This window comes from Crenobacter sp. CS_VA4 (genome assembly GCF_055597485.1).
In genome coordinates, this window is sequence record NZ_JBVMAE010000035.1 from 1 (window position 1) to 25,873 (window position 25,873).

27 protein-coding genes and 2 tRNA genes are annotated in these 25,873 nt (G+C 63.2%); 19 read left to right on the forward strand and 10 right to left on the reverse strand.

Going from position 1 to position 25,873, the window contains the following annotated elements:
• Window position 1: 1 nt before the first annotated feature.
• Both ACZ2IA_RS20315 and ACZ2IA_RS20320 read right to left on the reverse strand, forming a co-directional pair.
• Window positions 2-77 (reverse strand) — tRNA-Glu (locus ACZ2IA_RS20315).
• A 56-nt stretch (window positions 78-133) separates the two neighbouring features.
• Window positions 134-209 (reverse strand) — tRNA-Ala (locus tag ACZ2IA_RS20320).
• Window positions 210-361: 152 nt separating this feature from the next.
• Between ACZ2IA_RS20320 and hpnC the strand changes: the two genes are divergently transcribed.
• The 8 genes from hpnC to ACZ2IA_RS20360 all read left to right on the forward strand — a co-directional run bounded on the left by hpnC (window position 362) and on the right by ACZ2IA_RS20360 (window position 6,992).
• Window positions 362-1,174: a squalene synthase HpnC gene (hpnC, locus tag ACZ2IA_RS20325; RefSeq protein ID WP_470294412.1), complete on the forward strand. Its 813-nt coding sequence runs from the start codon at window positions 362-364 to the stop codon at window positions 1,172-1,174.
• A gap of 36 nt (window positions 1,175-1,210) precedes the next feature.
• Entirely contained in the window at window positions 1,211-2,056 is an 846-nt protein-coding gene (hpnD, locus tag ACZ2IA_RS20330) for a presqualene diphosphate synthase HpnD (protein ID WP_470294413.1), read from the forward strand.
• Entirely contained in the window at window positions 2,053-3,336 is a 1,284-nt protein-coding gene (hpnE, locus tag ACZ2IA_RS20335) for a hydroxysqualene dehydroxylase HpnE (RefSeq protein ID WP_470294414.1), read from the forward strand. The genes hpnD and hpnE overlap by 4 nt, the downstream gene beginning before the upstream one ends.
• A complete protein-coding gene (locus ACZ2IA_RS20340; RefSeq protein WP_470294415.1) occupies window positions 3,333-4,091 on the forward strand; it encodes an SDR family oxidoreductase in 759 nt (252 codons plus the stop codon). Before hpnE ends, ACZ2IA_RS20340 begins: the two co-directional genes overlap by 4 nt.
• Entirely contained in the window at window positions 4,091-4,663 is a 573-nt protein-coding gene (locus ACZ2IA_RS20345; RefSeq protein WP_470294416.1) for a hypothetical protein, read from the forward strand. The genes ACZ2IA_RS20340 and ACZ2IA_RS20345 overlap by 1 nt, the downstream gene beginning before the upstream one ends.
• Window positions 4,664-4,805: 142 nt before the next feature.
• The gene (gene radA / locus ACZ2IA_RS20350) at window positions 4,806-6,164 is read left to right on the forward strand and encodes a DNA repair protein RadA (RefSeq protein WP_470294417.1); all 1,359 of its coding nucleotides are present in this window, start codon (window positions 4,806-4,808) and stop codon (window positions 6,162-6,164) included.
• 88 nt (window positions 6,165-6,252) lie between these two features.
• Window positions 6,253-6,816 carry a sigma-70 family RNA polymerase sigma factor gene (locus ACZ2IA_RS20355; protein WP_470294418.1) on the forward strand — a complete coding sequence of 188 codons (564 nt, stop codon included), beginning with the start codon at window positions 6,253-6,255 and terminating at the stop codon, window positions 6,814-6,816.
• The gene (locus ACZ2IA_RS20360) at window positions 6,813-6,992 is read left to right on the forward strand and encodes a zf-HC2 domain-containing protein (RefSeq protein ID WP_470294419.1); all 180 of its coding nucleotides are present in this window, start codon (window positions 6,813-6,815) and stop codon (window positions 6,990-6,992) included. Before ACZ2IA_RS20355 ends, ACZ2IA_RS20360 begins: the two co-directional genes overlap by 4 nt.
• Before the next feature lie 242 nt (window positions 6,993-7,234).
• Here the strand turns inward: ACZ2IA_RS20360 and ACZ2IA_RS20365 are convergent, their stop codons facing one another.
• Complete coding sequence (locus ACZ2IA_RS20365) at window positions 7,235-7,378, reverse strand: hypothetical protein (RefSeq protein WP_470294420.1); 144 nt, start codon at window positions 7,376-7,378, stop codon at window positions 7,235-7,237.
• Between the two features lie 284 nt (window positions 7,379-7,662).
• On the opposite strand from ACZ2IA_RS20365, the gene ACZ2IA_RS20370 reads away from it, so the two are divergent.
• Window positions 7,663-9,402: a methyl-accepting chemotaxis protein gene (locus ACZ2IA_RS20370; RefSeq protein ID WP_470294421.1), complete on the forward strand. Its 1,740-nt coding sequence runs from the start codon at window positions 7,663-7,665 to the stop codon at window positions 9,400-9,402.
• A 62-nt stretch (window positions 9,403-9,464) separates the two neighbouring features.
• Here the strand turns inward: ACZ2IA_RS20370 and ACZ2IA_RS20375 are convergent, their stop codons facing one another.
• Window positions 9,465-9,842 carry a DUF2325 domain-containing protein gene (locus ACZ2IA_RS20375; RefSeq protein ID WP_470294422.1) on the reverse strand — a complete coding sequence of 126 codons (378 nt, stop codon included), beginning with the start codon at window positions 9,840-9,842 and terminating at the stop codon, window positions 9,465-9,467.
• A 230-nt stretch (window positions 9,843-10,072) separates the two neighbouring features.
• On the reverse strand, window positions 10,073-11,755 hold the full coding sequence (locus ACZ2IA_RS20380; protein WP_470294423.1) for an ABC1 kinase family protein: 1,683 nt from the start codon (window positions 11,753-11,755) through the stop codon (window positions 10,073-10,075).
• 329 nt (window positions 11,756-12,084) lie between these two features.
• On the opposite strand from ACZ2IA_RS20380, the gene ACZ2IA_RS20385 reads away from it, so the two are divergent.
• From ACZ2IA_RS20385 to ACZ2IA_RS20425, 9 genes are all read left to right on the forward strand, one after another.
• The gene (locus tag ACZ2IA_RS20385; protein WP_470294424.1) at window positions 12,085-12,960 is read left to right on the forward strand and encodes a C40 family peptidase; all 876 of its coding nucleotides are present in this window, start codon (window positions 12,085-12,087) and stop codon (window positions 12,958-12,960) included.
• Between the two features lie 83 nt (window positions 12,961-13,043).
• Window positions 13,044-13,259: a hypothetical protein gene (locus ACZ2IA_RS20390; RefSeq protein ID WP_470294442.1), complete on the forward strand. Its 216-nt coding sequence runs from the start codon at window positions 13,044-13,046 to the stop codon at window positions 13,257-13,259.
• Window positions 13,260-13,278: 19 nt separating this feature from the next.
• Window positions 13,279-14,526, forward strand: a complete 1,248-nt coding sequence (locus ACZ2IA_RS20395; protein WP_470294425.1) for a lipoprotein-releasing ABC transporter permease subunit — start codon at window positions 13,279-13,281, stop codon at window positions 14,524-14,526.
• Window positions 14,519-15,193 carry a lipoprotein-releasing ABC transporter ATP-binding protein LolD gene (gene lolD / locus ACZ2IA_RS20400; protein WP_470294426.1) on the forward strand — a complete coding sequence of 225 codons (675 nt, stop codon included), beginning with the start codon at window positions 14,519-14,521 and terminating at the stop codon, window positions 15,191-15,193. The genes ACZ2IA_RS20395 and lolD overlap by 8 nt, the downstream gene beginning before the upstream one ends.
• A 49-nt stretch (window positions 15,194-15,242) precedes the next feature.
• Window positions 15,243-16,619 carry a mechanosensitive ion channel family protein gene (locus tag ACZ2IA_RS20405; RefSeq protein ID WP_470294427.1) on the forward strand — a complete coding sequence of 459 codons (1,377 nt, stop codon included), beginning with the start codon at window positions 15,243-15,245 and terminating at the stop codon, window positions 16,617-16,619.
• Window positions 16,616-17,071 carry a dihydroneopterin triphosphate diphosphatase gene (gene nudB / locus ACZ2IA_RS20410; protein WP_470294428.1) on the forward strand — a complete coding sequence of 152 codons (456 nt, stop codon included), beginning with the start codon at window positions 16,616-16,618 and terminating at the stop codon, window positions 17,069-17,071. The genes ACZ2IA_RS20405 and nudB overlap by 4 nt, the downstream gene beginning before the upstream one ends.
• Window positions 17,059-17,817, forward strand: a complete 759-nt coding sequence (locus ACZ2IA_RS20415) for an endonuclease/exonuclease/phosphatase family protein (protein WP_470294429.1) — start codon at window positions 17,059-17,061, stop codon at window positions 17,815-17,817. The genes nudB and ACZ2IA_RS20415 overlap by 13 nt, the downstream gene beginning before the upstream one ends.
• 450 nt (window positions 17,818-18,267) lie before the next feature.
• Window positions 18,268-19,611 carry a sigma-54 dependent transcriptional regulator gene (locus ACZ2IA_RS20420; RefSeq protein ID WP_470294430.1) on the forward strand — a complete coding sequence of 448 codons (1,344 nt, stop codon included), beginning with the start codon at window positions 18,268-18,270 and terminating at the stop codon, window positions 19,609-19,611.
• Window positions 19,612-19,932: 321 nt separating this feature from the next.
• Window positions 19,933-21,276 (forward strand): autotransporter outer membrane beta-barrel domain-containing protein, encoded by a 1,344-nt coding sequence (locus tag ACZ2IA_RS20425; protein WP_470294431.1) that lies wholly within the window; start codon window positions 19,933-19,935, stop codon window positions 21,274-21,276.
• Between the two features lie 79 nt (window positions 21,277-21,355).
• Here ACZ2IA_RS20425 and ACZ2IA_RS20430 read toward each other — a convergent pair whose 3' ends face one another.
• The 4 genes from ACZ2IA_RS20430 to ACZ2IA_RS20445 form a co-directional block, all read right to left on the reverse strand.
• Window positions 21,356-21,781: a hypothetical protein gene (locus tag ACZ2IA_RS20430; protein ID WP_470294432.1), complete on the reverse strand. Its 426-nt coding sequence runs from the start codon at window positions 21,779-21,781 to the stop codon at window positions 21,356-21,358.
• Window positions 21,782-21,790: 9 nt separating this feature from the next.
• The gene (locus ACZ2IA_RS20435) at window positions 21,791-22,480 is read right to left on the reverse strand and encodes a C39 family peptidase (protein ID WP_470294433.1); all 690 of its coding nucleotides are present in this window, start codon (window positions 22,478-22,480) and stop codon (window positions 21,791-21,793) included.
• A 61-nt stretch (window positions 22,481-22,541) separates the two neighbouring features.
• Window positions 22,542-22,934 (reverse strand): hypothetical protein, encoded by a 393-nt coding sequence (locus ACZ2IA_RS20440; protein ID WP_470294434.1) that lies wholly within the window; start codon window positions 22,932-22,934, stop codon window positions 22,542-22,544.
• Between the two features lie 85 nt (window positions 22,935-23,019).
• A complete protein-coding gene (locus tag ACZ2IA_RS20445) occupies window positions 23,020-23,490 on the reverse strand; it encodes a hypothetical protein (protein ID WP_470294435.1) in 471 nt (156 codons plus the stop codon).
• Between the two features lie 924 nt (window positions 23,491-24,414).
• On the opposite strand from ACZ2IA_RS20445, the gene pepE reads away from it, so the two are divergent.
• Window positions 24,415-25,125, forward strand: a complete 711-nt coding sequence (gene pepE, locus ACZ2IA_RS20450) for a dipeptidase PepE (RefSeq protein WP_470294436.1) — start codon at window positions 24,415-24,417, stop codon at window positions 25,123-25,125.
• Between the two features lie 85 nt (window positions 25,126-25,210).
• Here the strand turns inward: pepE and ACZ2IA_RS20455 are convergent, their stop codons facing one another.
• Window positions 25,211-25,873, reverse strand: coding sequence for an HD domain-containing protein (locus tag ACZ2IA_RS20455; protein ID WP_470294437.1), 663 nt, complete (start codon window positions 25,871-25,873; stop codon window positions 25,211-25,213).

Below are 25,873 nucleotides of genomic sequence, written 5' to 3' on the forward strand. Positions count from 1 at the left end.
GTGGCGTCCCCACGGGGATTCGAACCCCGGTCGCCGCCGTGAAAGGGCAGTGTCCTAGGCCTCTAGACGATGGGGACGCTGAGACGTTTACCGTCAAAAAAACTCAGGCCGGAGCCTGAGATTTCGGTATTCGTGGTGGAGGTAAACGGGATCGAACCGATGACCTCTTGCATGCCATGCAAGCGCTCTCCCAGCTGAGCTATACCCCCACGGAACACGCGGCTGATTCGTTGAATCAGTCGAGTGGGCGGCAGTATAGGGGGGCTTTTTTTTCTTGTAAACCCCCGGCGAGAAAAAACCGAAAAATCCTGAAGCAGGGCGCTCCGGTATAATGCCCGCTTTAGATTTGCAGGCGTTTGGCATGGCGGTCGATCATTACGAAAACTTTCCGGTGGGCTCGGTCTTGCTGCCGCGCCGGCTGCGCGCTGCGGTGCACGTGATCTACCGCTTCGCCCGCACCGCTGACGACATCGCCGACGAGGGCGACGCACCGGCCGAGACGAGGTTGGCCGAACTGGCCAAGCTGCGCGAGGAGCTGGCCCGGATCGAGGCCGGCCAGCAGCCCGCGACGCCGCTGATGCAGGCACTCGCCGCGGTGATCGCCAAGCACCGGCTGCCGCTCGCGCCGTTTCACGAGCTGTTGTCGGCGTTTGCGCAGGACGTGGTGAAAACCCGTTACGAGAGCTTCGGCGAGCTGGCCGACTACTGCCGTCGTTCGGCCAACCCGGTCGGCCGGCTGATGCTGGCACTGTACGGCGAGACCGACGCCAGGAGCCTGGCGATGTCCGACGGCATCTGCACCGCCTTGCAGCTGATCAACTTCTGGCAGGATGTGGCGATCGACTGGCAAAAGGGCCGCGTCTACCTGCCGCAGGAAGACCTGCGCCGCTTCCGTATCAGTGAAACGCAGATCGCCGCCGGCGATGCCGGCGGGCTGTGGAGCGCGCTGATGCGCCACGAGATCGAACGCACCCGCAAGATGCTGCAGGCTGGCGCGCCGCTGGGCAAGGTGTTGAAGGGCCGGCTGGGATTGGAGCTGCGGCTGATCATCCTCGGCGGTGAACGCATCCTGAAGAAACTGCACGACAGCAACGGCGATATGTTCAGCCAGCGCCCGGTGCTTACCTGGCGCGACTGGCTATATATGCTGTGGCGGGCGCTGCGCGCCAAGTAAGCCGACCGCACACCCCACTATTCTGAGGAGAGGCGCGTGACGCCCGAGCAGTATTGCGAAGACAAGGCCGCCGAGAGCGGCTCCAGTTTCTACTACAGCTTCCGCTTCCTGAAGGAAGCGCAACGCCGTGCGATCACGGCACTGTACGCCTTCTGTCGCGAGGTCGACGACGTGGTCGACGAGTGCCATGACCCTAACGTCGCCGCCGCCAAGCTGGAATGGTGGCGCGGCGAGGTCGACAAGCTCTACTTCGGCACGCCGGAACACCCGGTTACCCGCGCGCTGAAGCCGCATGTGGTGGCGTTTGACCTGCCGCAGGCCTGGTTCGCCGAGATCATCGACGGCATGGCGATGGACCTGGAATTCGCCCGCTACGAGCGCTACGTCGACCTGCAACTGTACTGCCACCGCGTCGCCGGCGTGGTCGGCCAGCTGTCGGCGCAGATCTTCGGCTACACCGACCGCGCCACGCTGAAGTACGCGCACGAGCTCGGCATCGCTTTCCAGCTCACCAACATCATCCGCGACGTCGGCGAGGATGCACGCCGCGGCCGCATCTACCTGCCGGTCGAAGACCTGCAGCGCTTCAACGTGCCCGCCGCCGACGTGCAGGCCTATCGCGAGACCGAGGCGTTCGGCCAACTGATGGCGTTCCAGATCGAGCGCGCCGAGCAGCACTACCGCCAGGCCTGGGAGCTGCTGCCGGCGGCCGACCGCAAGGCGCAGCGGGTGGGGCTGGCGATGGCGGCGATCTACCGTGCCACGCTCGCCGAGATCAAGCGCGACGGCGCGGCCAAGGTGCTCAACCAGCGGCTGTCGCTGACGCCGCTGCGCAAGCTGTGGCTGGCGTGGAAGACCTGGACCTTCGGCTACCAGCCGTGAAACCGCGCGTCGCCATCGTCGGCGCCGGCTGGGCCGGCCTCGCCGCCGCGGTCACGCTAGCCGAGCAGGCCGAGCTGACCGTGTTCGAGGCCGGCCGCGAGCCGGGCGGCCGGGCGCGCCGCATCGACCTCGACGGCGCCCGGGTCGACAACGGTCAGCACATCCTGATCGGCGCCTATACCGAATGCCTGGCGCTGATGCGCACCGTCGGCGTCGACCCGCGCGAGGCCTTCCTGCGTCTGCCGCTGACCTGGCAGGTGGTCGGCGGGGTGCGCATGCGTTGCCCGCGTCTGCCGGCGCCGTGGCATGTGGCGCTCGGGCTATTGGCCGCGCGGGGATTGACCTTGGCCGAAAAGCGCCGCCTGGCGCGGGCATTGGACGGTCTGAAGCGCACCGGCTGGCGGGTGCAGCCCGACCGGCCGGTCGCCGACTGGCTGCGCGACACCGGGCAGGGCGGGGCGCTGACCGACAGCTTCTGGAAACCCCTGGTGCTGTCGGCGCTGAACACGCCGCTGCACCTGGCCTCGACCGCGACGCTGGCGCGGGTGCTGGCCGACAGCCTGGGCGGGCGGCGCGCCGCCAGCGACCTGTTGCTGCCACGCATCGACCTGTCGGAACTGTTTCCGCTGCCGGCCTGGCGCTGGTTGGCCGAACGCGGCGCCAAGCTCTACGAAGGGCGACGGGTGCGCCACGTCGAGCCGGACGGCGCCGGCGTGCGTGTCGACGGCCGCCCGTTCGACGCCGTGATCATTGCCGCCGCCCCGTATCACGCCGAGCCCTTGCTCGCTTTCGATCCCGCCGCGCAGCGCGCCATTCAGTCCCTGCGTTTCGAGCCGATATACACGGTATACCTGCGTTACGCGCGTGCGCCGCGGCTGCCTTCGGTGATGACCGGGCTGGCCGGCGGGATGGCTCACTGGCTGTTCGAACGGGGGGCGCTGACCGGCGAGAAGGGCCTGGTCTCCGCGGTGATCAGCGCCGCGTCGAATCTGGTCGACTGGCCGCGCCAGGCGGTGATCGACAAGGTGGCGGCCGACGTCGCCCGGCTCGATCCGGCCCTGGGGGCGCCGCTTTGGAGCCGCCTGGTGGTCGAAAAGCGGGCGACTTTTGCCGCCAGCGTTGATCGACAACAGCTAAACCCACGGCTAAACGGCATACAATATGGATATCTGGCGGGCGACTGGGTCGACCCCGGCTATCCGGCCACCTTGGAAGGTGCGGTGAAGAGCGGCCAGGCCGCGGCCCGCGCGCTAATGCAGGAATGGATACGACAACAATGAAACTCGACGATTTTTCCAACGATTGCCTGGCCGACCGCGTGATTCTGGTCAGCGGAGCCACCCAGGGGATCGGTCGCCAGATGGCGCTGGAGTTCGCCAAGCGTGGTGCCACCGTGGTGCTGCTGGCGCGCGGCGTGAAGCGGCTGGAGGCGGTGTACGACGAGATCGTGGCGCAGGGCGGCCCGGAGCCGGCGGCGATTCCGCTCGATCTGCTCAAGGCCGGCGACAACGAGTTCAACTCGCTCGCCTACCAGATCAAGCAGACGCTCGGCCGGCTCGACGGTATCGTGCACTGCGCGTCGCACTTCTACGCGCTGTCACCGCTGGTGAATCAGGGCATCGACGAGTGGATGGAGCAGTACCGCATCAACACCGTTGCGCCGTTCGCGCTGACCCGCGCCTGCCTGCCGCTGTTGACCGCGGCGCCGGACGCGTCGGTGCTGTTCGTCGGCGAGACGCACGGCCTGAAGGCTGGCCCGTTCTGGGGTGCGTTCGGCGCGTCGAAGGCCGGCTTGACCTACCTGACCCAGGTCGCGGCCAACGAGTGGGACAACTGGCCGAACCTGCGCGTCAACCTGCTGGTGCCGGGCGCAGTCAATTCGCCACTCAGGATGCGTACCCACCCGGGCGAAGATCGCACCGAGCGGGCCGAAATCGCCGAGCTGGTGCCGCACTTCCTGTACTGGCTGAGCGACGCGAGCCGGGGCCGGACCGGAGAAATTATCAAGCCCGAAATCGGGCCAGGACGAAGATAATGAACAAACGCGTTTATTTCTGCCTGCCGCTGTTGGCGGCGCTTGGCGGCTGCAACTGGATCAGCAATGTGACCGGCCTGTCGGCCGGCGCGAACAAGGCGGTCGGGGCGTCCTGCCGTCAGACCGGTCGCTCGCTGGAAGAGTGCTTCATGCGTAACGAGGACGCCGACAAGGCGCAAATCTACGCCGGCTGGCGCGAAATGAACGAGTACATGACTAAAAACCAGCTCGCGACGATGGCCCCCCCGGCCGGTGCCGACGGCGGCGCCAAGACCGCCACCAACACCCCGGGCAGCGGAGCGCTGGCACCGGCCGGCGCCCGCGCGGTCGCGGCCGCCGATGCGCAGCCGCTCAGCAGCGAAGCGGCCGACAAGGCCGCGCAGAACGATCCGGAGGTGCGCGCGGTCTTGCAGGCGATCAGCAAGGGTGAGCCGGCGCCGCACGCCAAGAGCAAGCCGGTGGCCAGCAAGGCCCCGCCGCCCGCCACTACCACCGTCGGCGAGGCCGACCAGCGTCGTCTGCTCAACATCATCGAAGAACTCAACAAGCAGCCGGGCGACGCCAAGGGCTGATCCGATCCGCTGCGCCCACACGGCCCGCGCCGCCTCCCGGCCGCCGGGCCGTTTGCCTTGCTGACGACGGTGCGCGGCACTCGCGGCCAGCATAGCCTGTGGCGCTTCGTCGCGTTCCAGTTTGTCGGCTACACTTGCCCGCATGGCGAAACTCAAAACCCAATACAGTTGCAACGAATGCGGCGGTGTCACGCCGAAGTGGCAGGGACAGTGCCCGCATTGCGGCGCGTGGAACAGCCTAGCCGAGACCGCGGTGGCGCCGGCGTCGGCTAACCCGCGCTTCCAGGCCTGGGCCGCCGACACGGTGGCGGTGCAGAATCTGTCCGACGTGCAGGCGGTGGAGGTGCCGCGTCAGCCATCCGGCATCGACGAGCTCGACCGAGTTCTCGGCGGCGGCATCGTCAAGGGCGCGGTGATCCTGCTCGGCGGCGACCCCGGCATCGGCAAGTCGACGCTGCTGTTGCAGGCCCTGGCCGAGCTCGGCAGCCGCCACAAGGTGCTGTACGTGTCGGGCGAGGAGTCGCCGCAGCAGATCGCGCTGCGCGCCAGCCGACTGGCGGTCGACGCCGGCAAGGTGCGGCTGCTGGCCGAGATCCGTCTCGAGACGGTGCTCGCCACGCTGAAGACCGAGGCGCCCGAGGTGGCGGTGATCGATTCGATCCAGACGCTGTACTCCGACCAGGTGAGCTCGGCGCCCGGTTCGGTCAGCCAGGTGCGCGAATGTGCGGCGCAGCTGACCCGTATGGCCAAGCAGACCGGCATCACCATCCTCTTGGTCGGCCACGTCACCAAGGAAGGCTCGATCGCCGGCCCGCGCGTGCTCGAACACATCGTCGACACGGTGCTGTACTTCGAGGGCGACTCGCACTCCAGCTACCGGATGATCCGCGCGATCAAGAACCGCTTCGGCGCAGCCAACGAGCTGGGCGTGTTCGCGATGACCGACCGGGGCCTGAAGGGCGTGTCCAACCCGTCGGCGATCTTCCTGTCCTCGTACCGCGACGATGTGTCCGGCTCCTGCGTGCTGGTGACGCAGGAAGGCTCGCGACCGCTGCTGGTCGAGGTGCAGGCGTTGGTCGACGACGCGCACGGCTTCCAGCCCAAGCGCCTGGCGGTGGGCCTGGAGCAGAATCGCTTGTCGCTGTTGATGGCGGTGCTGCACCGCCACGCCGGCGTCGCCGTCTTCGACCAGGACGTGTTCCTCAACGCGGTCGGCGGGGTGAAGATCATGGAGCCGGCGGCGGACCTGGCTGTGATCCTGGCGATGGTGTCGTCGCTGCGCAACCAGCCCTTGCCCGACAAGCTGGTGGTGTTCGGCGAGGTCGGCCTGTCCGGCGAGGTGCGCCCGGTCACCCGCGGCCAGGAGCGGCTGCGCGAGGCGGCCAAGCTCGGCTTCACCCGCGCGATCGTGCCGTCGGCCAACCGGCCGCGCCAGCCTATCGACGGCCTGGAAGTGATCGCGGTCGAAAGGTTGGCCGAAGCGGTCGACTATTGCCGCTGAGCGCAGACGCTGCCATACCGATAACAATAGGCCGCCCGCGCAAGTCGGGCGGACCCGGGCGATTCAATCCTGTCCTGAGAACGCGCGCATGTTGACACCCGAACTGATCGAGGCCGAACGGCCGTATCTGATGCGCTACGCGCTGGCGCAGCTGCGCGACAAGGGCGCCGCCGACGAGGCGGTGCAGGAAACGCTGCTGGCGGCGCTGGAGTCGGCCGGTTCGTTTTCCGGCAAGTCGAGCGTGCGAACCTGGCTGACCTCGATCCTGCGCTTCAAGCTGATCGATACCATCCGCCGCGAGAAGAAGGAAGTGCTGGTCGACAGCTTCGAGGATGAGGCTAGCGACGACGAGTTCGCCGACCTGTTCTTCGCCCCGGACGGCCACTGGCGCGAGCCGGTACGCGCCTGGGGGGCGCCGGAGGCGACGTTGATCGCCCGGGAATTCTGGGACGTGTTCGAGCGCTGTTCTCAGGCGATGCCGCGGCGCACCGCGATGGCCTTCGTGCTGCGCGAGTTGCAGGGCATGGACATCGCCGAGATCTGTAAGGCTTTGGAAGTCACCGCGACCAACTGTTCGGTAATGCTATACCGGGCCAGGATGAGCCTGCGCGAATGTTTCGAAATCAGCTGGCTGGGAGGAGCGAAGACATGATGATCAAGTGCAAACAGGCCAGCTGGCTGATCTCGCTGTCACTCGACCGGCCGTTGACGCTGGCCGAGCAGGTGCGCTTGTCGATGCACTTGATGATGTGCGGCAACTGCAAGAACTTCTCGCGCCAGATGGCGCAGCTGCGCGCGGTGGCGCGCCAGCTGAGCAATGGCGAATAGCCGTCCATAAGGGAACAAGGTTGGCCGAACGGGCCACCAAGCAAAACCGGCCAAGGGGCCGGTTTTTTCATGCCTGTTTCACTCATCAATGCCGTGGTTTGGCCGTTGCGGCCCGTGATACAGCGCCAGCACATCGGCCCGGGACAGCTCTTCGACGATGAGTGGATCGGGTTTTCCGCGACCTTCTGAAGGGTGGTGAGACTGCTAGGACCAGGTCCGCTTGGCGCAGGACGGGAAGCCGGTCAGCCGAGGTCGGCAGGGCCGGTACCGTCGAGGGTCTCGCTGGGCGCGGGCCGGTCGATCAGGCGTTCGGAGAAGCGGGTCAGCAGACCGAACAGCAGGTAGATCCCAATCATCAGCAGCAACATCAAACCGGTCAGTAACATGGTTGTACTCCTCGCCGGCGGGCCAGAGTGCGGCCTGCGGCGTCATGCTCGGAAGGGGTTCCTGGGCAATTCCAGTTAAGGCCGAGGCCAGTTAAGTCGGCGTAAATTTGTCCGTCCTCGCCGTAAAAATGGCGTAAATCGGCCTCGAGGTAGTCGATGGCGCCGTTTGGCGGCCTGACGCACCTTTGCGTCGGCGGGTGACTATCAAAAATGAAAATGTCGTTTGGGTAAATGTCGGTTAGCGTCCATATTTCTGGTATGTCGCATTCTTAAGGGAGGACACGATGCCGTCTAAAGGTCTGAATTTGCGTCAGTTGTTCGTCGGGCTGACCCTCTTGTGCGCGGTGCTGATGGCCGGCCTCGGCTGGGCCGCGTTGCAGCTGAAGGGGGCGTCGGCCGAGGTGCAGGCCGCCGAGGAGGCGCGCTACCAGAGCTATCTTTACGCCACTGAATTGCGCCAAAGCTCCGACGAGCTGACCCGGTTGGTGCGCACCTATGTGGTCACCGGCGACCCGCGCTTCGAACAGGCCTACCGCGACGTGATCGCGATCCGCAACGGCAGCAAGCCGCGCCCGCAGGAGTACCAGCGCATCTACTGGGATTTCCTGCTGGCCCAGGGCAGCAAGCCGCGTCCGGACGGCGAAACGGTGCCGCTGCGCACGCTGATGCAGCGCGCCGGCTTCAGCGCCGGCGAATTCGCCAAGCTCGACGAGGCGCAGCGCCGTTCCGACCAGCTGGTCGGCAAGGAAGATCGCGCGATCAAGCTGGTCCAGCAGCGCATCGCCGCCGGTCAGCCGGCGGGCCCCGCCGACGAGGAGGCGCGGGTGCTGACTCACGACACCGACTACCATCGCCAGAAGGCCGAGATCATGCGGCCGATCGACGAGTTCTTCGTGTTGTTCCAGCAGCGTACCGAGCAGGCGGTGGTCAAGGCCAAGGCCGACGAGCGCTTCTGGATGGGCGTGGTGTTGTCGCTGGTGGTGGCGACGCTGCTGGTGATCGCGGCCAGCCTGCTGTTTTCCTATCGTTACCTGGCGCGCATCCTCGGCGGTGAGCCGGTGCGGGTGGCGGCCGAATTGGGCGAAATCGCCGACGGCAAGCTGACGGGCAGCGTCGGCCGGGTCAATCCGGACAGCGTACTCGGGGTACTCGACCATATGCGCGGGCAGCTGGCCGGGATGATTCGCGGCATCCGCGATGGCAGCCAGAGCATCAAGGACAGCGGCGGCGAACTGAAGGACTATTCGGCCAGCGTCAGCGCTGACAGCCAACGCCAGACCGAGTCGGCCACCCAGATCGCCGCGGCGGTGGAGGAGCTGGCGGTGAGCATCTCGCAGATGGCGAGCGCGGCCGAAAACGTCGAGGCGCTGACCCAGGGGGCCGAGCAGTCGGTGCAGGAGGGGGCCGAGCAGGTCGGCAAGGTGGCGGACAAAATCCACGCGCTGCGCGACAGCGTGACCGGCTCGGCCGAGGCAATCCGCCAGCTCGGCATCCAGTCGCAGCAGATTTCTTCTATCGTCGGCGTGATCCGCGATATTGCCGATCAGACCAATTTGTTGGCACTGAACGCCGCGATCGAGGCGGCGCGCGCCGGCGACAACGGCCGTGGCTTTGCGGTGGTGGCCGACGAGGTGCGCAAGTTGGCCGAACGCACCGCCGTGTCGACTCAGGAGATCAACACGATGGTGCTGGCGATTCAGCAGGGCGTGGAGGTGTCGGCCGGCAATATGCAGTACGCGGTGAACGAGGTGGAGCAAGGCGCCCAGTTGTCCGACGAGGTGCAGCAGCGCCTGCTGGTGATCAAACAGCGTAGCGCCGAGGTCTTGCTGGTGGTGCGGGACATTTCCGGGGCGCTGGCCGAGCAACGTGCGGCCGGCAACGAGATTGCAATCAATGTCGAACGCATCGTCGAGCTATCGGCGCAGAACAACCGCGACGTGCAGTCGATTCATTACAACGCTGGCGCGCTCGACGAGGTGGCCGGACAGTTGCAAGCGTCGGTGGCACGCTTTCAGCTAGCCTAGGCCGGCGGCAAAGAAAAACCGGCCTTAGGGCCGGTTCTTCATCGAACAGTGGGTGCGCCTGTTCAGCGGCGCTTGCGGCGCGAGGCCGGGGCGGCGACCACCGCGGTTTTCTCGGCCTGCTGCGGACAGCGCGCACAGTGGCCGCCGTGTTCGTCGATGCCGGCGCAGGACAGCGATTGCTTGAGCGAGCACACCGAGCGGCGGCAGGCGATGAAGCGGACGTTTTCTTCCGACGCCAGCTCGCGGAAGTGGCGCATCACATTGTGGCCGAGGAAGTCGGTGAACAGGATCAGCAGGTCGGTGCCGGCCGGCAGCCGGTCGATCTTGCGCTGGTGCGAGCTGTTGCGGCCGGTGACGTGGCGGTGGATGGAAATCCCGAGGCTCTTCAGCACATCGGGAATGTTGCCGAGGGTATCGGCGCCTACCAGCATGGCGTTCATCGGGGTCTCCGGGTATTGGTGTGAGTTGTTGGTTTGTGAATAATAATTATTATCATTTATTGGGTCAATAGCCTGCGCCTCTTGCCCAGATCGCCGACGTTGCAAAAACGCCAATGCCACGCCCCGCGCGGCTTTGCGGCGGGTCACAGGTTTTGTGGGTGACAATCCGTGAGGTGGAACGAGGGGGCAGGCAAGGTTGGCCGAAACGGCGTTTCGGCCGGAGGGAGGGCTTACAGTTCCTTGCTGGAGCGCCAGATCGACCACATGATCCAGACGCTGTTGAAGAACGCCACCATGAAACCGAGGAAGCCGAAGAACGGCAGGCCGAACAGCTTCGGCCCGGCGTTCACCGTCATCACGATAGACGAGCCGATGATCAGGCAGCCGGTGACGATGCCCATCGTTAGCCGGTTGGCACTCTTGTCGAGCTGGCGGCCGAAGTTGTCGAGCCGCTTGAGGTCGAGGTTGACGCGGAACTTGCCGTGGCGGATGTCCTTGCCGATGCGGATCAGGTCGCGCGGCAGTCCGGCGAGCATGCTGACCGCCTCGGACAGCGAATGCTTGCCGCGCTGGAACAGCGCCTTAGGGTGGAAGCGCTCGATCATCAGTTCGCGCACGAACGGGGTGATGTGCTCGATCAGCTGGAATTCCGGGTCGAGCTGGCGGCCGAGGCCCTCCAGCGTGATCAGCGCCTTGAACAACAGTGTCAGGTCAGGCGGCAGCAAGATCGAATGCTCGCGGATCAGCCCCATGATGTCGTTGATCAGCTGGGTGATGTTGATGTTCTTCAGTGGCACATGGTCGTACGCGAACATCAGCTCGCCGATGTCGTAGGCGAATTTGTGCTCGTCGACCGGGTGGCTGCCGGTCCACTCGATCAGTACGTCGAGGATCGCCCGCTCGTCGCGCTCGGCGAGCGCCGCCAACAGGTCGACGATCTCGTCGCGACGGGCGTGGCTGAGCCGGCCGACCATGCCGAAGTCGACCAGGCCGAGCCGCTCGCCCTCGAGGAAGAACACATTGCCCGGATGCGGGTCGGCGTGGAAGAAGCCGTTGATCAGGATCATCCTGAGCACCGCGTCGGCGCCGTGCCGTGCCAGCACCCGGGCGTCCAGGCCGCTGCCGGCCAGCCGGTCGATGCGGGTGGCCGGAATGCCGTCGACGAAGCTCTGCACGTTGATCTGCGGATTGGTGTACTCCCAGTAGACGCTCGGCACGCTGATCACCGGGTCGTCGGCGAAGTCGCGGCCGAAGCGTTCCATATTGCGCGCCTCGATCGCCAGATCGAGCTCGCGCCGGAGCGATCGGGCGAACTCCTTGACGATCTCGGCCGGCTGGTAGCGGCGGGTCTCCGGAAACTCCAGCTCGATCAGGTGGGCGATGTGCGACAGGATGCGCAGGTCGGCTTCGACCTTCTCGACGATGCCGGGGCGGCGCAGCTTCACCGCCACCGCGGTGCCGTCGGCGAGCCGGGCACGGTGCACCTGGGCGATCGAGGCGGAGCCGATCGGGGTCGGGTCGAATTCGGCAAACAGCGCGGCCGGCGCGGCGCCGAGCGCCTTGGTCACTAGCGCCTCGAGCATTTCGGGCGACACCGGCGGCACGTGCGCCTGCAGTTTCTCGAATTCGGCGATCCATTCCGGCGAGAACACGTCGACCCGGGTCGACAGGATCTGGCCCAGCTTGATGAAGGTCGGGCCGAGCTCCTCGAACGCCAGCCGCACCCGCACCGGCGTCGGCAGACCGGCGTTCGGGTCGGGCAGCGACAGGTTCAGCCATTCGCCGGCCTTTTCCACCGCGCGTGGCAATTTCAGCCGCTGTGTGAACTCCCCCAGGCCGTGGCGGATCAGAATGCCACTGATTTCCTTCAGACGAGGTAGGTCGCGCATCGCGACAAGCGTTTCTCTGAGCATGTTTTACCTGCTAGAGCCTGTTATGAATCTGCTCGCGAGCCGCGCCAAGCGTCCGGCGTGCCGGATGCAAGGCGCGATCTCGCCGGCCAATGTCGTTCATTGGCCAAGAGTCGCAACACCGCAGACGGGATGCCGGACGCTTGGCCCTCCGGGTTGGGGCAAAAAAGCCGCATGGCGGCGTTGCTCCCTGCTTGCTGTGCCCGCACAGCGGCGCAGCTCGCGCCTTGCCCTGCGCCTTTTTTGCCGCCAACGCGGCCGTGATCAGGTTCATAACAGGCTCTTAGGATGCCGGCTTTACACTGCCGGTCGCGTTCGTTAGAGTGCAGTCTATGAAATTGCAACTACGGTTACTAGCTCTGGTGCTGGTCGCGTTCATGTCATGCGCGCACGCCGCACCGGAGAAAGCGCCCGCCGAGGGGCGCGCAGCGGTCGAGGCCTCGGATGATTCCATCGGTAAATTCGCTCCCAGTTCGAACAAAAGCTCGGCCCGAGACGAAGTGGCCGGCGATCTGATCCTGCAGGCCATGAGTCTGTTGGGGGTAGCTTACCGTTTCGGCGGCACTTCGCCGACCTCCGGGCTCGATTGCAGTGGCTTCATCCAGTACATCTTCAAGAAATCGCTGCGCGTCAGCCTGCCGCGCACCTCCGCCGAAATGGCGCGTACCGGCCGTGAGATCGATAAGAGTGAACTGGTGCCTGGCGATCTGGTCTTCTTCAATACCAGGGGCTTTGCGTATTCCCACGTCGGCTTGTACATGGGCAACAACAAGTTCATCCATTCTCCCCGGACCGGCAAGAGCGTGGAAGTGGTGAACATGGGCAATTCGTACTGGGCGGCACGCTACAACGGCGCGCGACGGGTGGCGCGGGGTGGCGCCAATGTCGCCGATTACACCGCCAAGAGCGGCAGCGACGAGTCGAGCGCTCGTGCCAGCCGGCCGGTGGCGGCGAAGAGGGCCGCGCTGGCCGGGCCCGCGCCGACGGTGAAATGCCGCAAGGGCAAGCGCTGCAAGGCCGCACCGGTGGCCGAAGCCAAGGGCAAGAAGGGTAAGGCGTCGGCCAAGGCCGAAAAGACCAGTAAAGCCGAAAGGATCAAGGGCAAGAGGGGCGCGACCAGGTCGAGCGCCGGCAAAGCGTCGAAGGCCAGCAAGTCGGCCGAAAAGGCCCCGGTCAAGAAAAAGACCAAGAAAAAAGCCGCGAACTGATTCTTGGCGAGTCGTACAGCATGAACGGGATGCCCGCCACGGCGGGCATCGCTTTTTTCCTTTACCTGCGTCGTATTTGATTGATTATGCAATTAGAATTCCCTGTCTGGCACGACAGCGAGGGCAATGTGCTCGCCTGTGTCGAAAAGATCAAGGTGATGCGCGAAAACCTCGAGGAGCTCCAGCAGATGGCGCAAGACGCCTTCGAGGACGCGCTGTTGATGGGCTGCGACGAGCAGCAGATCCGAGACTTCCTGGTGACGATGATGCGTCAGCTGGACAACCCCTATCAGAGCTAACGCCGGATACCGCCCCTATATGAAGACCTCGTTTGAAGTCCTGATCGGCCTGCGCTACCTGCGCGCCCGCCGGCGCAACGGCTTCATCTCGTTCATTTCGCTGATTTCGATTGTCGGCATCTGCCTGGGCGTAGCCGCACTAATCATCGTGCTGTCGGTGATGAACGGCTTCCAGAAGGAAATCCGCGGCCGCATCCTCGGCGTCGCCTCGCACGTCGAGGTCAGCAGCTACGACGGCCGCCTGAATAACTGGCCGTCTATCGCCGGCATCGTCGCCAAGCAGCCGCACGTGCGGGCGACCGCGCCGTTCGTGTCGGCGCAGGGGCTGATGTCGTACGGCGGCACGGTGCGCGGCGCGATGGTGCGCGGCGTCGACCCGGCGCAGGAAAACAAGGTGGTCGAGATCGGCCGCGACATGGTGGCCGGCAAGCTGTCCGACCTGAAGCCGGGCGGCTTCGGCATCCTGCTGGGGATCGAGCTGGCGCGCCAGCTCGGCGTCAACGTCGGCGACAAGGTCACACTGATCACCCCGCAGGGCAATATCACCCCGGCCGGGATGATGCCGCGCCTCAAGCAGTTCACCGTGGTCGGCGTGTTCAAGGTCGACATGTACGAATACGACGCGACGCTGGCGATGATCGACCTGCGCGACGCGCAGGTGCTGTTCCGGATGGGCGACAAGGTGTCGGGCGTGCGGCTGAAGCTCGATGACGCGATGCTGGCGCCGCAGGTGAAGGAGCAGGTGGCGAGCCAGCTGCCGCAGGACACGCTGACCACCGACTGGACCGACACCAACGCCAACTACTTCCGCGCGGTGCAGATCGAGAAGCGGATGATGTTCATCATCCTGACGCTGATCGTGGCGGTGGCGGCATTCAACCTGGTGTCGACGCTGGTGATGGTGGTGACCGACAAGCGCGCCGACATTGCGATCCTGCGCACGCTCGGCGCGAGCCCGGCCAGCATCATGAAGATCTTTGTGATCCAGGGCGCGGTGGCCGGCGTGGCCGGCACCGTGGCCGGCGTCGGCTCCGGCCTGTTGATCGCCAGCAACCTCGACATGATCGTGCCGGTGATCGAGAAGATCATCGGCGCCAAGCTGATCTCGAGCCAGGTCTACCTGATCGACTACCTGCCGTCCGATATCCAATCGAGCGACGTGACCACCATCACGGTGATTTCCCTGGTGCTGGCGTTGCTCGCCACGCTCTACCCGAGCTGGCGCGCCGCCCGCACCCAACCGGCCGAGGCGCTGCGTTATGAGTAATCCGGTACTAAGCTGCCGTGGCCTGTCCAAGGTCTACGATGAAGGTGATCTGAACGTACAGGTGCTCAACGGCATCGACTTCTCGGTCGCGCCCGGTGAGCGGGTGGCGGTCGTCGGCGCGTCCGGCTCGGGCAAGAGCACGCTGCTGCATCTGCTCGGCGGCCTCGACGTACCCAGCGGCGGCGAGGTAGAGGTGTTGGGCGAGCGGCTGTCGGCGCTGTCGGAAAGCGCGCGCGGCGCCTTGCGCAACCGCGCGCTTGGCTTCGTCTACCAGTTTCACCACCTGCTGCCGGAGTTTAGCGCGCTGGAAAACGTGATGATGCCGCTGATGATCCGACGGGCCGACCCGAAGTTGGCCGAACAGCAGGCCGGCGAGATGCTGGCACGGGTGGGGCTGGGCAAGCGGCTGGCGCACAAACCGGGCGAGCTGTCCGGCGGTGAGCGCCAGCGCGCAGCGATCGCCCGGGCGCTGGTGACGCATCCGGCCTGCCTGCTGGCCGACGAGCCGACCGGCAACCTCGACCGCGGCAACGCCAACGGCGTGTTCGATCTGATGCTGGAGTTGAACGAGAGCCTCGGCACCAGCCTGGTGATCGTCACCCACGACCCGGACATCGCCGAGCGGGTCGGCCGGGTCTGTCACATGAAGGATGGCCTGCTGCTGTAAGCGCGAGGCCCCGCCGATGGCGGGAGCCGCGCACGTTGCAAGGACGCGTATGCTGATTTATCACCGTGACGAACTGACGCTCAACATCCTGTGGGGCGCGCTGCAGACCAAGGCGGGGCTGATCGAGCTGGCCATCGGCCTGCTCTGCGTCTTTGCCGGCTGGCAGGTGGCGCGCTTCGTCTACCGCCACTGGTTTGCCGCCCATCCCGGTCGTTTCGACCACTTCCTGCCGTATCTGCTGTTCCGGCTGGTGTTGCCGATGTCGTCGCAGGTGCTGGTGATCCTGTCGACCATTGTCTGGGTGCTGCTGCTGGGCCGTGCCGGCATCGTGCTGCCGATCATGTCGGCAATGCTGTTCTGGTTCGGTGCGATCCGGGTGCTGACCGCGATGGTGCGCCAGGCGCTGCCGCAGGGCAAACTGGAGCGCCATTCCGAACACGTGCTGTCGACCACGCTGTGGGTCGGCTTCATCAGCTGGGCGATCGGCTTCGACCATTTCGTGCTCGACTGGCTGGACTCGATGGCATTCACCGTCGGCAAGACCCGGCTGAGCCTGCTGACCATGGTGTCGGCGCTGGTCTGGGTGTCGGTGATTATGTTCTGCTCGTTGTGGGTGTCGAGGTTGGCCGAAGCGCGGGTGATGAAGCTGCAGCAGGTCGACCTCAGTTTGCGCATCGTGATCACCAAGCTGATGCGCACCGTGCTGGTGGTGGTCGGCGTACTGGTGGCATTGCCGGTGCTCGGGGTCGACCTGTCGGTACTGTCGGTGTTCGGCGGCGCGGTCGGCGTCGGTCTCGGTTTCGGCCTGCAAAAGATCGCCAGCAATTATGTGTCGGGCTTCATCATCCTGCTCGACCGCTCGATCCGGGTCGGCGACCGGCTGATAGTGGACAACCGCGTCGGCTACGTCAGTAAGATCACCTCGCGCTACGTGGTGCTGAAGGGGCTGGACGGCTCCGAGGCGTTGGTGCCGAACGACACGCTGATCTCCAATACCGTCCTCAACCAGTCGTATTCGGACAAGGCGATGTGGACCAGCCTGCCTATCCAGGTGGGCTACAGCACCGACCTCGACGTCGCGCTTGGCATTCTGGTCGAGGTGGCCAAGGGCCATCCTCGGGTGATGAAAAACCCCGGTCCGGGAGGATATGTGACGGCCTTTGCCGACTCGGGCATCAACCTCGACCTGGGCTTCTGGGTGGCGGACCCGGAGAACGGCTTCATGGGCTTGAAGTCGGACCTGTATCTGGCAATCTGGCGTCGTTTCAAGCAAGAGGGCATTGAAATTCCGTCCCCGCAGCGCGAGGTGCGGCTGCTGGCGGATGCCCCGTCGGCGACCCCGGCCAGCCAGGCCGTACCGCCCGAGGCCCGCGTCGACGCCACGCCGCCGCTTGCTGCGGCAGCTCCCCGCGGGATGCGGACATGAAGCCGCACAAGCAGCCGGTGTCGGTACTGGTGGTGATCCACACCGTCGACCTGCAGGTATTGCTGATCGAGCGCGCCGACAAGCCCGGTTACTGGCAATCGGTGACCGGCAGCCGGGAAGGCGAGGAAAGCCTGGCCGCCACCGCCGTGCGCGAGGTGGCCGAGGAAACCGGCCTCGACGCCGGCCGTTTCGTCCTGAGCGATTGGCAACAACAGAACCACTATGAGATCTACGAACATTGGCGGCACCGCTACCCGCCAGGCACCACGCATAACACCGAGCACGTGTTCGGCCTGACCTTGCCGGCGCCGCTGCCGGTGGTGCTGGCCCCTGACGAGCACCTGGCGTGGTGCTGGCTGCCGTGGCAGGAAGCGGCGGCCAAGGTGTTTTCCCCCTCCAATGCCGAGGCGATCCGACAACTGCCGGACCGTGTTGCCGCATGCGTCCGCTGAACATCACCACGCTCAATATGCACAAGGGCATGTCGCCCTTGAACCGGCGTCTGCAACTGCCGAGTATCGCTTCGGGGCTCGCCAGCCTGTCGTCCGACGTGCTGTTTCTGCAGGAGGTGCAGGGGCGCCACGCGCTGCGCGAGCTGCGCGTCGGTGACTGGCCGGCCGAGGCCCAGCACCATTATCTTGCCCGACTGCTGTCGTACAAGGCCGCCTACGGCCTGAATGCCTCGTACGATCATGGTCACCACGGCAACGCCATCCTGTCGCGCTTTCCGTTGCGCAACCGCGGTAACCTCGACATCTCGGTCAATCGTCTCGAGCAGCGCGGCCTGCTGCACTGCGACCTGCAACTGGCCGGTTGGTCCATCCGGGTGGCCGCGCTGTGCGTGCACCTGAACCTATTGGCGCACGATCGACGCAAGCAGCTATCCCACCTGCGTCACTACATCGACAACGCGATCCCGGCGGATACCGCGCTGATCATCGCCGGTGATTTCAACGACTGGCGCGGTGAAGCGAGCGCCATATTGGCCGGCGAGCTCGGTCTCACCGAGGTGTTCGAAACGGTGTACGGCCGTCACGCCAAAAGTTTTCCGGCACGCCTGCCCATGTTGTCGCTCGATCGCATCTACTTGCGCGGTCTGAAGCCGGTCAGTGCCGAGGTGCACCACGGCCGCCCCTGGTCGGCGCTGTCCGATCATTTGCCGCTATCTGCCCGTTTGCTGCCACTAGACGCTAGCTGATCATCGTTTTTCTTGAAGATCGAACGGTGCAGCTACATCATTTGATTAATGATCCGGAAACGTCAAAAGCTGGGCGACCGGCATCGTCTCGATGCAGCTCTTCTTGCCCGTCAACGCTAGCTTTTTTCCCCAGAATTTCAAGTCTGTAGAGCTAATTTGGTCTCCTTGATTTTGCTCCTGGCATGAACCATGCTGCTGTTAGATCAGGTTCAGAGAGGCGCAAGGAGCGCCAAGGTTCTGGCGTCAACCCCCCTTCTGGGACGCTGAAATCCCACCTCGTCGGATCGACCCGGCCCAGAATAAACCGAACAACTGTTGCAGTGTCCATCACATCCAGGAGGGCCTGAGCGGTCAGTGCTCTAGCCAGGCACACAGAGAGGGTTCTGTGTGCCTGGCTGGTCTTCGCATTCTGCCGAAGACAGTGTGAAGGGATAAGCCAGGGGTAAGTGCGTGAGTCAGCGTGAGGTCTTGCTATTCGGCCACCAAAGTGCAACGTTTGCCGAGGAGTTGGCGCAGTCACTGCCCGGCTGGCGGGTGGTCACCGCGCGCAATGTTGCCGAGGCGCTCTCCTGCCTTGATCAGGTGATCCGTCCGGTCATCGGGCTCGTCCATCTCGACCAGCTCGCCGCCGAGCTGCAGGACGCGCTGGAGGATATCAGCGCCGTTGCTGGCGTCATGGAATGGATCGCGCTGGTCGAGCGCGACCTGCTCAACACCGTGCCGGTGTGCAAATTCATTTCCGATCATTGCTACGACTTCCATACGCTGCCCCTTGATGATTCGCGTCTGGCGATGACGCTCGGCCATGCCCACGGGCGGGCCGAGTTGCGGATCAGGCACAGCCATCAGCATATCCGTCCCAACCAGTTCAATATGGTCGGCTCCAGTCCGGCGATGCAAAAGCTATTTGCCAGCCTTGGCAAGGTCAGCGGCAGCGACGCACCGGTGCTGGTACACGGTGAGAGTGGCACCGGCAAGGAGTTGGTCGCGCGCGCGTTACACCAAGCCTCACTGCGTGCCGACGGGCCGTTCATCGCGGTGAACTGTGGCGCGATCCCGGCGCACCTGGTACAGACCGAGTTGTTCGGCCATGAAAAAGGCGCCTTCACCGGCGCCCATCAACGCAAGATCGGCCTGATCGAGGCCGCCGATAGCGGCACGGTCTTCCTCGACGAAGTCGGCGACTTGCCGCACGACCTGCAGGTCAACCTGCTGCGGTTCCTGCAGGAAAAGATCATCGAACGGGTCGGGTCGGTACAGCGTATCGGCGTGGACGTGCGGGTGATTGCGGCGACGCACGTCGATCTGGAAAAAGCGATTGCCGAGAAGCGCTTCCGGGAGGACCTGTATTACCGGCTCAACGTGCTGCGCCTGAATGTGCCCCCGCTACGCGAGCGTTGTGATGACATCGAGTTGTTGGCTCGCTGGTGCTTCGATGCGTTTGCCCAGGAGAAAAGTAGCCGGGTGCAGGGTTTCAGCAATAAGGCACTACAGGCGATGCGCACCTACCACTGGCCGGGCAATGTTCGGGAGCTGATCAATCGGGTGCGCAGTGCCATGGTGATGGGCGAAAACCGGCTGATCCGTCCCGAGGATCTCGGCCTTAGCATGCCGAGGGTACTCGGCGAGTCGAGTTCCGGCACGCTCGATATGGCACGAGACCGGCTCGAGCGTGATCTGATTCAGCACATGCTCTATCTCAACAAACAGAACGTTGCGGCGACGGCCAGGCAGTTGGGACTTTCTCGCTCCACACTGTACCGAATGATGAATAAACTAGAACTAAAGCAATAGAAATTAATGGGAGCCGCTAGAAAATAAACGAGCAGATCCGGCGCACGAAGTTCGGCAAGCTGAAGCGGAGACAGATCAAATGGTAGGCGAAGTTTTTAGCGCACGTAAAGGGAGAAAGTATCCGTAGAGAACATAAGCTCGCATAACTCAGCGACAGGTTTGCGCTGTCTTTTTGTTGCGGCTATAAATGCACGCTTGATGCTTCAGTGCACCTGTGCCGTTAAATAATAAAGTGTACTGTACGTATGCTTTATATTTACGGCAGCTTTAATCCAGCATGGCTGGTTCTATTTGACGAGTATTTTGCACAAGGGAGGCCATATGAACCCAAATCTTCCATTTGCCTTCAACCCCGTTTGGTTGTCGCTGGCTGCCGGTATTTTCTTTTTGCCGGTATCGGGGGCATATGCGGCCTCGGCGGCAGAGGCGGTTCCCGAAGTAGCAGGCAGTAGCAGTGCAGCCCCCCAGGCACAGTCCCCGGATGCAGACAGTCCGGCGCAATCATCCAGTGATGATGCGCCAAAGCCAAAGGCAAAAGTTGTAGCCAGTTCGGCGCAGTCATCGGGTGACGCGCCGCAGTCGCAGGCCGCAGTGGCTGACAGCCCGATGTCATCGCCCACTAACGTACCTCAGGCACAGGATCCCGTTGCCGATAACCCAAATCAACCCTCCGCTTCACCGCCAACTGCGGATGACAAGAACTCACCCCCTATAGCTTCACGTCGGGTGAATGAGATGGCTGCCTCGTTGGATAAACCGGGAATTCTGACGCCAAAAAACCGGTTCGTATTCGATCCAGCGCTACAGTTTGCCACTACTTCCTCGAAGCGCGTCTCGATACTTGGTTACACCGTCATCCCTGCAATAACTATCGGTGTGGTCGACGTCCGCTCGGTGACGCGCAATACCTTCGTCGCCTCGCTTGGCGGCCGGTACGGCCTGACCAACCGGCTAGAAATAGAGGGGCGTGTCCCGTACGTTTATCAGAATGAGTCGTCGGTCAACCGGCCATTCAACACAGGGGCGGGTACTGATCAAGTCTTTACTGCCAACGGTCATGGCATCGGCGATGCTCAGCTGGGGATGCGTTATCAGCTTAACGATCCCGTAAACGGTAATCCCTACTATATAGGCAGTTTGCGCGTGCAGGCGCCGACCGGAAAGGGGCCATTCGATGTGCCGTATGACGGTCAGACCGGACTGGCGACCAAGATACCCAGGGGTACGGGGTTTTGGGGGTTACAGCTCGGTGCATCCGCGATCTTGCCCAGCGATCCGGCGGTTTTTTTTGGTGGGATCAGCTACCAGCGGAACTTCAGTCGTGATGTCAACAAAACGCTGGTGATTCTGCAGAGCGGTCTGCCCGTGACGGAGCAGATTGGCAAGGTAAAGCCCGGCGATATCGCCGAATTTAATTTTGGCATGGGCTTTGGTATTAATGACAAATCGTCATTCAGTATTGGTTACGACCACAATGTGATCTTTCGGACCAAGATAAATGGCAAATTCCCCGTTGATGCTCAAACGGTACAAGTCGGAACGTTGCTGTTCGGTTATTCTTACGCATTGAGCTCAAAACAGTCAATCAACCTGACGTTGGGTATCGGCGCTACTCCTGATTCTCCCAACACGCAAATCACATTGAGGGCACCGCTTTCGCTGTGATCTCATTTAGGCAACTGGGGGTAATCGAAAAAGGCTGTCACGGTCGTGGCAGCCTTTTTCTTTTAAAGCAATTGAAGTGTCAGTGTATGCTGTGGATAAGGGCCTGGGTAATTGACGAGTTGTTCATCATCTGGCGGAAGACGGCAAGGTTGGTGACTTGAGCATTGATCATGGTCACCGCCTGGATTATCTGGCCGTCGGCGCCGTTCTGGATGATTAGTCCGGCGGGGAAGGGGGCCTGGACGGAAGTCAAACCATTGTTGCTGCTCCATTGCAGCTGGTTAGTCGCCTGGAGGGTGCCATTGATATACACCGAGCGCTGAATGCTGAAGTCGACACCGAAATTATCGGACTCCATCCCGCCCCGAAGCGTTTCCAGCCGTGCCTCGTCGACCTGGTGGGCGGCAAGACGCTGATTGAGGTTTACCTGGCTAGCCAGTGTGAATTGCACCGGAGCAAGCAGGCACGCGAAGCAGATCACGGCTTGTTTGGCTGTTGTAGGCATGGGAGACTCCTAAAAATCTGACGGTCCGTGCATTGTCAGTCCCCACGTAGAGAGATTGATATCGGGAATAGCGGTGCGTAGTGGTGCCTTGGCGACGATTTGCCAGTCACTGGGGCGGTTGAAGTATTTCGCTCCCAGGTCGGCACGGGCCGTGATCATGAAGGCGACTTTCCCCCACATCTTTTCGAACTGGTCACGCCGGTAAATCTTGGCGCCAATGGCCGGGTCGCTGACGAGCACGGCATCCTCCTTGATGCCTGTGATGACGACGAAATGTCTATAGCCGCCGATGTTCAGCAGTACGATGACCGGCACATTTAGCCTAGCCAATTCGTCCAGGTCAATGTCGTAGCCATTCGATGGAATGCCGTTGCTACCGAGAAAGCGCTTCATGTCACCCATTGAGAAGCCTAACTGGTGAATTTTATCCTGGTCACCCTGTTTGAACATCGCCGTAAAGATTTGCCGCTCGCTGACCCGGGCCTCATAGTGGTACTTCAGTAGCGTGGCCAGTGCCGCCGATCCGCAACTGAAATCGTATTGCTGCCGCACGGTATTGCGAAAAGCCAGTTGCTTATAGCTTGTAACCTTAACCGAATAGGTCGAGTCCGGGCCGGCAACGATGGTGGCAGCGTTGCCTGATGCCATCCAAGTGAGGCCGGCAATGGCAAGGTAACAGGCCAGAGTCCTGTGGCGCATGGGCAGCTCCTCTCCTTAAGAAGGACAGGCCGCTTGCGCGGCCCATGTCGAGGACAAAGACTTATTGCAAGGTTAAATTGACGATGTTGGAGCTCTGTATCAGGACGTTATTGCCACTGTTCTGGATGGCTGTTCCGATCCCCGCCATGCCAGAGAAGGCTCCCGTCCCGATCGTGTTCGTTCCCGTCTCCACCCACGAGTTGGTGAAGGTTGTGTTGCCGACCTTCCCGTCAAGATTGGCGTGGCTGGTGGTGGTGATTACCTGAACATAGGTGTCCTGCTTGCCTCTTTGCTCATCCAGACCTTGTGCCGTCGGAAGCTTGGAGAAAGGCGAGGAAATGGAGGCGGCAGAAGAGGTGGGCGTGCTGTCCTGCGGCTCCTCAGCCTGTGCCGGACCGACCAAAGCAACCAGCCCCACAACACCGGCCATAAGAAGTTGATGAACCCTGAACATGATGGCACTCCGCATTATTCGCCGGCTTAAAGGACAAAACGGGAAGCGGCTGGTGGCGACGCCGCTTCCCGCCCGGTCGATCCTGTTACTTCCCGTTCAGGACCGCGGTGGCGTTCACGTTGTTCTGAGCCTGGTTCAAGCTACCGAGACCGCTATTTTGCTGATTGATGCCGATACCGTTGATGTTGCCACCCATGCCGTTTTCACCGGTGTTCACCGTTACATTCGCGGTTGCGCCCACACCAACGCCGTCGCCCTCGCCTTCCGCTCCGGCTTCGGCACCGCCACCGAGGGTGACGTCGCCAGTACCCCCGTTCAGGTCGCCCTCCATAGTGGAAGTCGAGTTCACGGTCACGGAGTTATCCACGGAGCGATCGGAGTTATCGTTCCAGGAGTGATCGGAGTTATCGGTGTTGAAGCTGCCGTCATAGCTGGTTGCGATGCCGTCTTGGCTGGCGGTAGCGCCGTCGTTTCCCGAAAAGTTATCTTGAGCCATAGCCGCAGCCGAGGCGCCGAGAGCCAGGGCGACTGCAACGGTCAGTGCGAGCTTTTTCATGGTCGTTACTCCTGATGGTTAAGTCCGAAGTTGGGTGATACCTCTTTGGCGCTTTGTTGTTGCGCACCCTCTTTATGCAAGGGATATGCCAGGTCTTGGGTGTCTTCGTAAAGTGCTGATTTGCAAGGGTTCATATGAATTTTTCATGCGCACATGGCATTTTTTGGCGAAGCTAGCTGTGTCAGTTCTGGGACAGTTCAGAGGACTACGAGGGGGGAGTACTCGCCGAAGCCTTGCCGGGCAAGGGTTGGCCGAAGCCGGATGGAGACGCACAAAAGTGTCCCAAGACTGGAACAGGTGGGCGAGAGTGTCGCGTTGTGGACGGGGGAGCGCCGAGGCTATGTCAAAGGTAACCCCGTTGGCCTAGCTACCGATCGGGCCTGGCAGACAGAGGGTGTCCCAAACCCGATGGACGGTTTCTGGGTGATGAATAAATGAGTAAATTCTTGATCATGAGTGGGAGCGTTTGGCCTGTTCGACGATCCACTAGTTGCTCTCAGGCGGACACTGCGTCATCGAGGTAGAGGTTCGCCAAGTGTTGTGAAAACAGCACCGCCTAGGCGGTGCTGTTTTCGTTGTCAGGAGGAAGTAGAGCGGGCTCGGGAAGCAAAATTATCAACAAAGCCGGAGGGCAATGGTCGGCGAAACGGTTTGTGATGCGTGTGTTTTGTCTGACAAAAAATTTGACAGGAGTGATTACTTTAAATCAAATTGTTTCAAATCTACCTTTCATAGGGTGGAATGCCTGGGGTCTCTAAATGCAGGCGCAGTGCACTTGACTTGCTGAACGGCCAACTGCTTGGCCGTCGGGGGGGGGGGGGCTCCTGCTAGGCGAGGTGAGGGCACTCGCTTAGGCCAGCGAGAGGCATGACAGATGTCCTAAATGGAAATGGCCAGGTCTGCGTAATGAGGAAAGACGACAAGATGGAACTGTTGCTACTAAGCAATTCGCGTACGCCCAACCGCGACTATCTGTACCACGCGCGGGCGGCGATCGAGGCGGTGGCGGCCGGCCGCCGGCGCGCGTTGCTCTTGCCGTTCTCGAGCGTGACGCGCGACTGGGCGAGCTTCACCGATCTGGTGGCGAACGCGATGGTGCCGCTCGGCATCCAGGTGGAATCGATTACCCGGCATGCCGACCCGCTAGCGGCGCTGCGACAGGCCGAGTTGCTGCTGGTCGGCGGCGGCAACACCTTCCGGCTGCTCTACGAGTGTCGGCAACGCGGCCTGCTGGCGCCGTTGGCCGAACGGGTGAGGGCCGGGTTGCCGTACATCGGCTGGAGCGCCGGCAGCAACTTGGCGTGTCCGAGCATTGCCACCACCAATGCCATGCCGATCGTCGACCCGGGCGGGTTGGACGCGCTGGGTCTGGTGCCGTTCCAGATCAACCCGCTGTTCACAAATGTGCTGCCGCTGGGGCACCAGGGCGAGACTCGCAACGAGCGGATCGCCGAGTATCTGGCCCTCAATCCCGAGCGCCGCGTGCTCGGCCTGCCGGAAGGCTGCTGGCTGCAGGTCAAACAGGGATTGTGTACCTACCACGGCCCGCGGCCGGCGCGGTTGTTTATCGCCGGCGAGACGCCGCTCGACCTGGTCGACGAGAACCTGACGCCGTACTTGTATCCCGTGGCCTGACACGCCATCCGTAAAAAATGCCGCCGCTGTCGGGTAAGGACAGCGGCGGCATGGTTCGTTGTGGCGGGTGGGGGGCGCGTGTTGCTCAGGGTTGGCCGAACACCGGTTGCCACTGCGCGACGAAGGCATCGCGGAACTGCAGCGCCTCGGCGACGCGCGCTTCGGCCAAGCGCTTCCCGGCCGCGGTCTGCATGCCGGCCGGCAGGTTGGCGAGCTTCTGGGCGATGTGATCGAGCGCGTAGCGCTTGTCGTTCAGTTCGCGCTGCTGGCCGAGCGGGTCGCTCGGGTGGGCGAGGGCGCTGCCGAGCCGCCCGGCGGTATAGAACAGCCGTGCCAGCCCGACCGGGCCGAGCGCGTCGAGCCGGTCGGCGTCCTGGACTATCTTCGCTTCCAGCGTGTCGGCAGGGATGCCGGCCGAGAAGCTGTGCGCCTCGATGGCGTGCACCACCGCGTCGAGCCGTTCGGCCGGAAACTCGCGTTCGGCCAACAGCAGCCGCGCCAGCTTGGCCGACTGGCGCGATGCCTGTGCGCGTTCCGGGTGGTTCTTCGGCAGGTTGATCAGGTCGTGCAGATAGCAGGCGGCCAGCACCACCAGCGCGTCGGCGCCGGGTTCTTCGGCCAGTAGCGCGCGGGCGTTCGCCCAGACCCGCTGCAGGTGGGCGAGGTCGTGTGCGCCGTCCTCGTCGGCGGCGTCCAGCGCCAGGGTTTCCAGTACCGCCTGCCAGGCGGTCAGTTCGTGGGTCTTCAT

Bases quoted from the DNA above. Each gene is read 5' to 3' on its own strand.
- hpnC (WP_470294412.1), top strand. From the start codon at position 362: ATGGCGGTCGATCATTACGAAAACTTTCCGGTGGGCTCGGTCTTGCTG.
- ACZ2IA_RS20340 (WP_470294415.1), top strand. From the start codon at position 3,333: ATGAAACTCGACGATTTTTCCAACGATTGCCTGGCCGACCGCGTGATT.
- ACZ2IA_RS20345 (WP_470294416.1), top strand. From the start codon at position 4,091: ATGAACAAACGCGTTTATTTCTGCCTGCCGCTGTTGGCGGCGCTTGGC.
- radA (WP_470294417.1), top strand. From the start codon at position 4,806: ATGGCGAAACTCAAAACCCAATACAGTTGCAACGAATGCGGCGGTGTC.
- ACZ2IA_RS20355 (WP_470294418.1), top strand. From the start codon at position 6,253: ATGTTGACACCCGAACTGATCGAGGCCGAACGGCCGTATCTGATGCGC.
- ACZ2IA_RS20360 (WP_470294419.1), top strand. From the start codon at position 6,813: ATGATGATCAAGTGCAAACAGGCCAGCTGGCTGATCTCGCTGTCACTC.
- ACZ2IA_RS20365 (WP_470294420.1), bottom strand. From the start codon at position 7,378: ATGTTACTGACCGGTTTGATGTTGCTGCTGATGATTGGGATCTACCTG.
- ACZ2IA_RS20370 (WP_470294421.1), top strand. From the start codon at position 7,663: ATGCCGTCTAAAGGTCTGAATTTGCGTCAGTTGTTCGTCGGGCTGACC.
- ACZ2IA_RS20375 (WP_470294422.1), bottom strand. From the start codon at position 9,842: ATGAACGCCATGCTGGTAGGCGCCGATACCCTCGGCAACATTCCCGAT.
- ACZ2IA_RS20380 (WP_470294423.1), bottom strand. From the start codon at position 11,755: ATGCTCAGAGAAACGCTTGTCGCGATGCGCGACCTACCTCGTCTGAAG.
- ACZ2IA_RS20385 (WP_470294424.1), top strand. From the start codon at position 12,085: ATGAAATTGCAACTACGGTTACTAGCTCTGGTGCTGGTCGCGTTCATG.
- ACZ2IA_RS20395 (WP_470294425.1), top strand. From the start codon at position 13,279: ATGAAGACCTCGTTTGAAGTCCTGATCGGCCTGCGCTACCTGCGCGCC.
- lolD (WP_470294426.1), top strand. From the start codon at position 14,519: ATGAGTAATCCGGTACTAAGCTGCCGTGGCCTGTCCAAGGTCTACGAT.
- ACZ2IA_RS20405 (WP_470294427.1), top strand. From the start codon at position 15,243: ATGCTGATTTATCACCGTGACGAACTGACGCTCAACATCCTGTGGGGC.
- nudB (WP_470294428.1), top strand. From the start codon at position 16,616: ATGAAGCCGCACAAGCAGCCGGTGTCGGTACTGGTGGTGATCCACACC.
- ACZ2IA_RS20415 (WP_470294429.1), top strand. From the start codon at position 17,059: ATGCGTCCGCTGAACATCACCACGCTCAATATGCACAAGGGCATGTCG.
- ACZ2IA_RS20425 (WP_470294431.1), top strand. From the start codon at position 19,933: ATGAACCCAAATCTTCCATTTGCCTTCAACCCCGTTTGGTTGTCGCTG.
- ACZ2IA_RS20430 (WP_470294432.1), bottom strand. From the start codon at position 21,781: ATGCCTACAACAGCCAAACAAGCCGTGATCTGCTTCGCGTGCCTGCTT.
- ACZ2IA_RS20435 (WP_470294433.1), bottom strand. From the start codon at position 22,480: ATGCGCCACAGGACTCTGGCCTGTTACCTTGCCATTGCCGGCCTCACT.
- ACZ2IA_RS20440 (WP_470294434.1), bottom strand. From the start codon at position 22,934: ATGTTCAGGGTTCATCAACTTCTTATGGCCGGTGTTGTGGGGCTGGTT.
- ACZ2IA_RS20445 (WP_470294435.1), bottom strand. From the start codon at position 23,490: ATGAAAAAGCTCGCACTGACCGTTGCAGTCGCCCTGGCTCTCGGCGCC.
- pepE (WP_470294436.1), top strand. From the start codon at position 24,415: ATGGAACTGTTGCTACTAAGCAATTCGCGTACGCCCAACCGCGACTAT.
- ACZ2IA_RS20455 (WP_470294437.1), bottom strand. From the start codon at position 25,873: ATGAAGACCCACGAACTGACCGCCTGGCAGGCGGTACTGGAAACCCTG.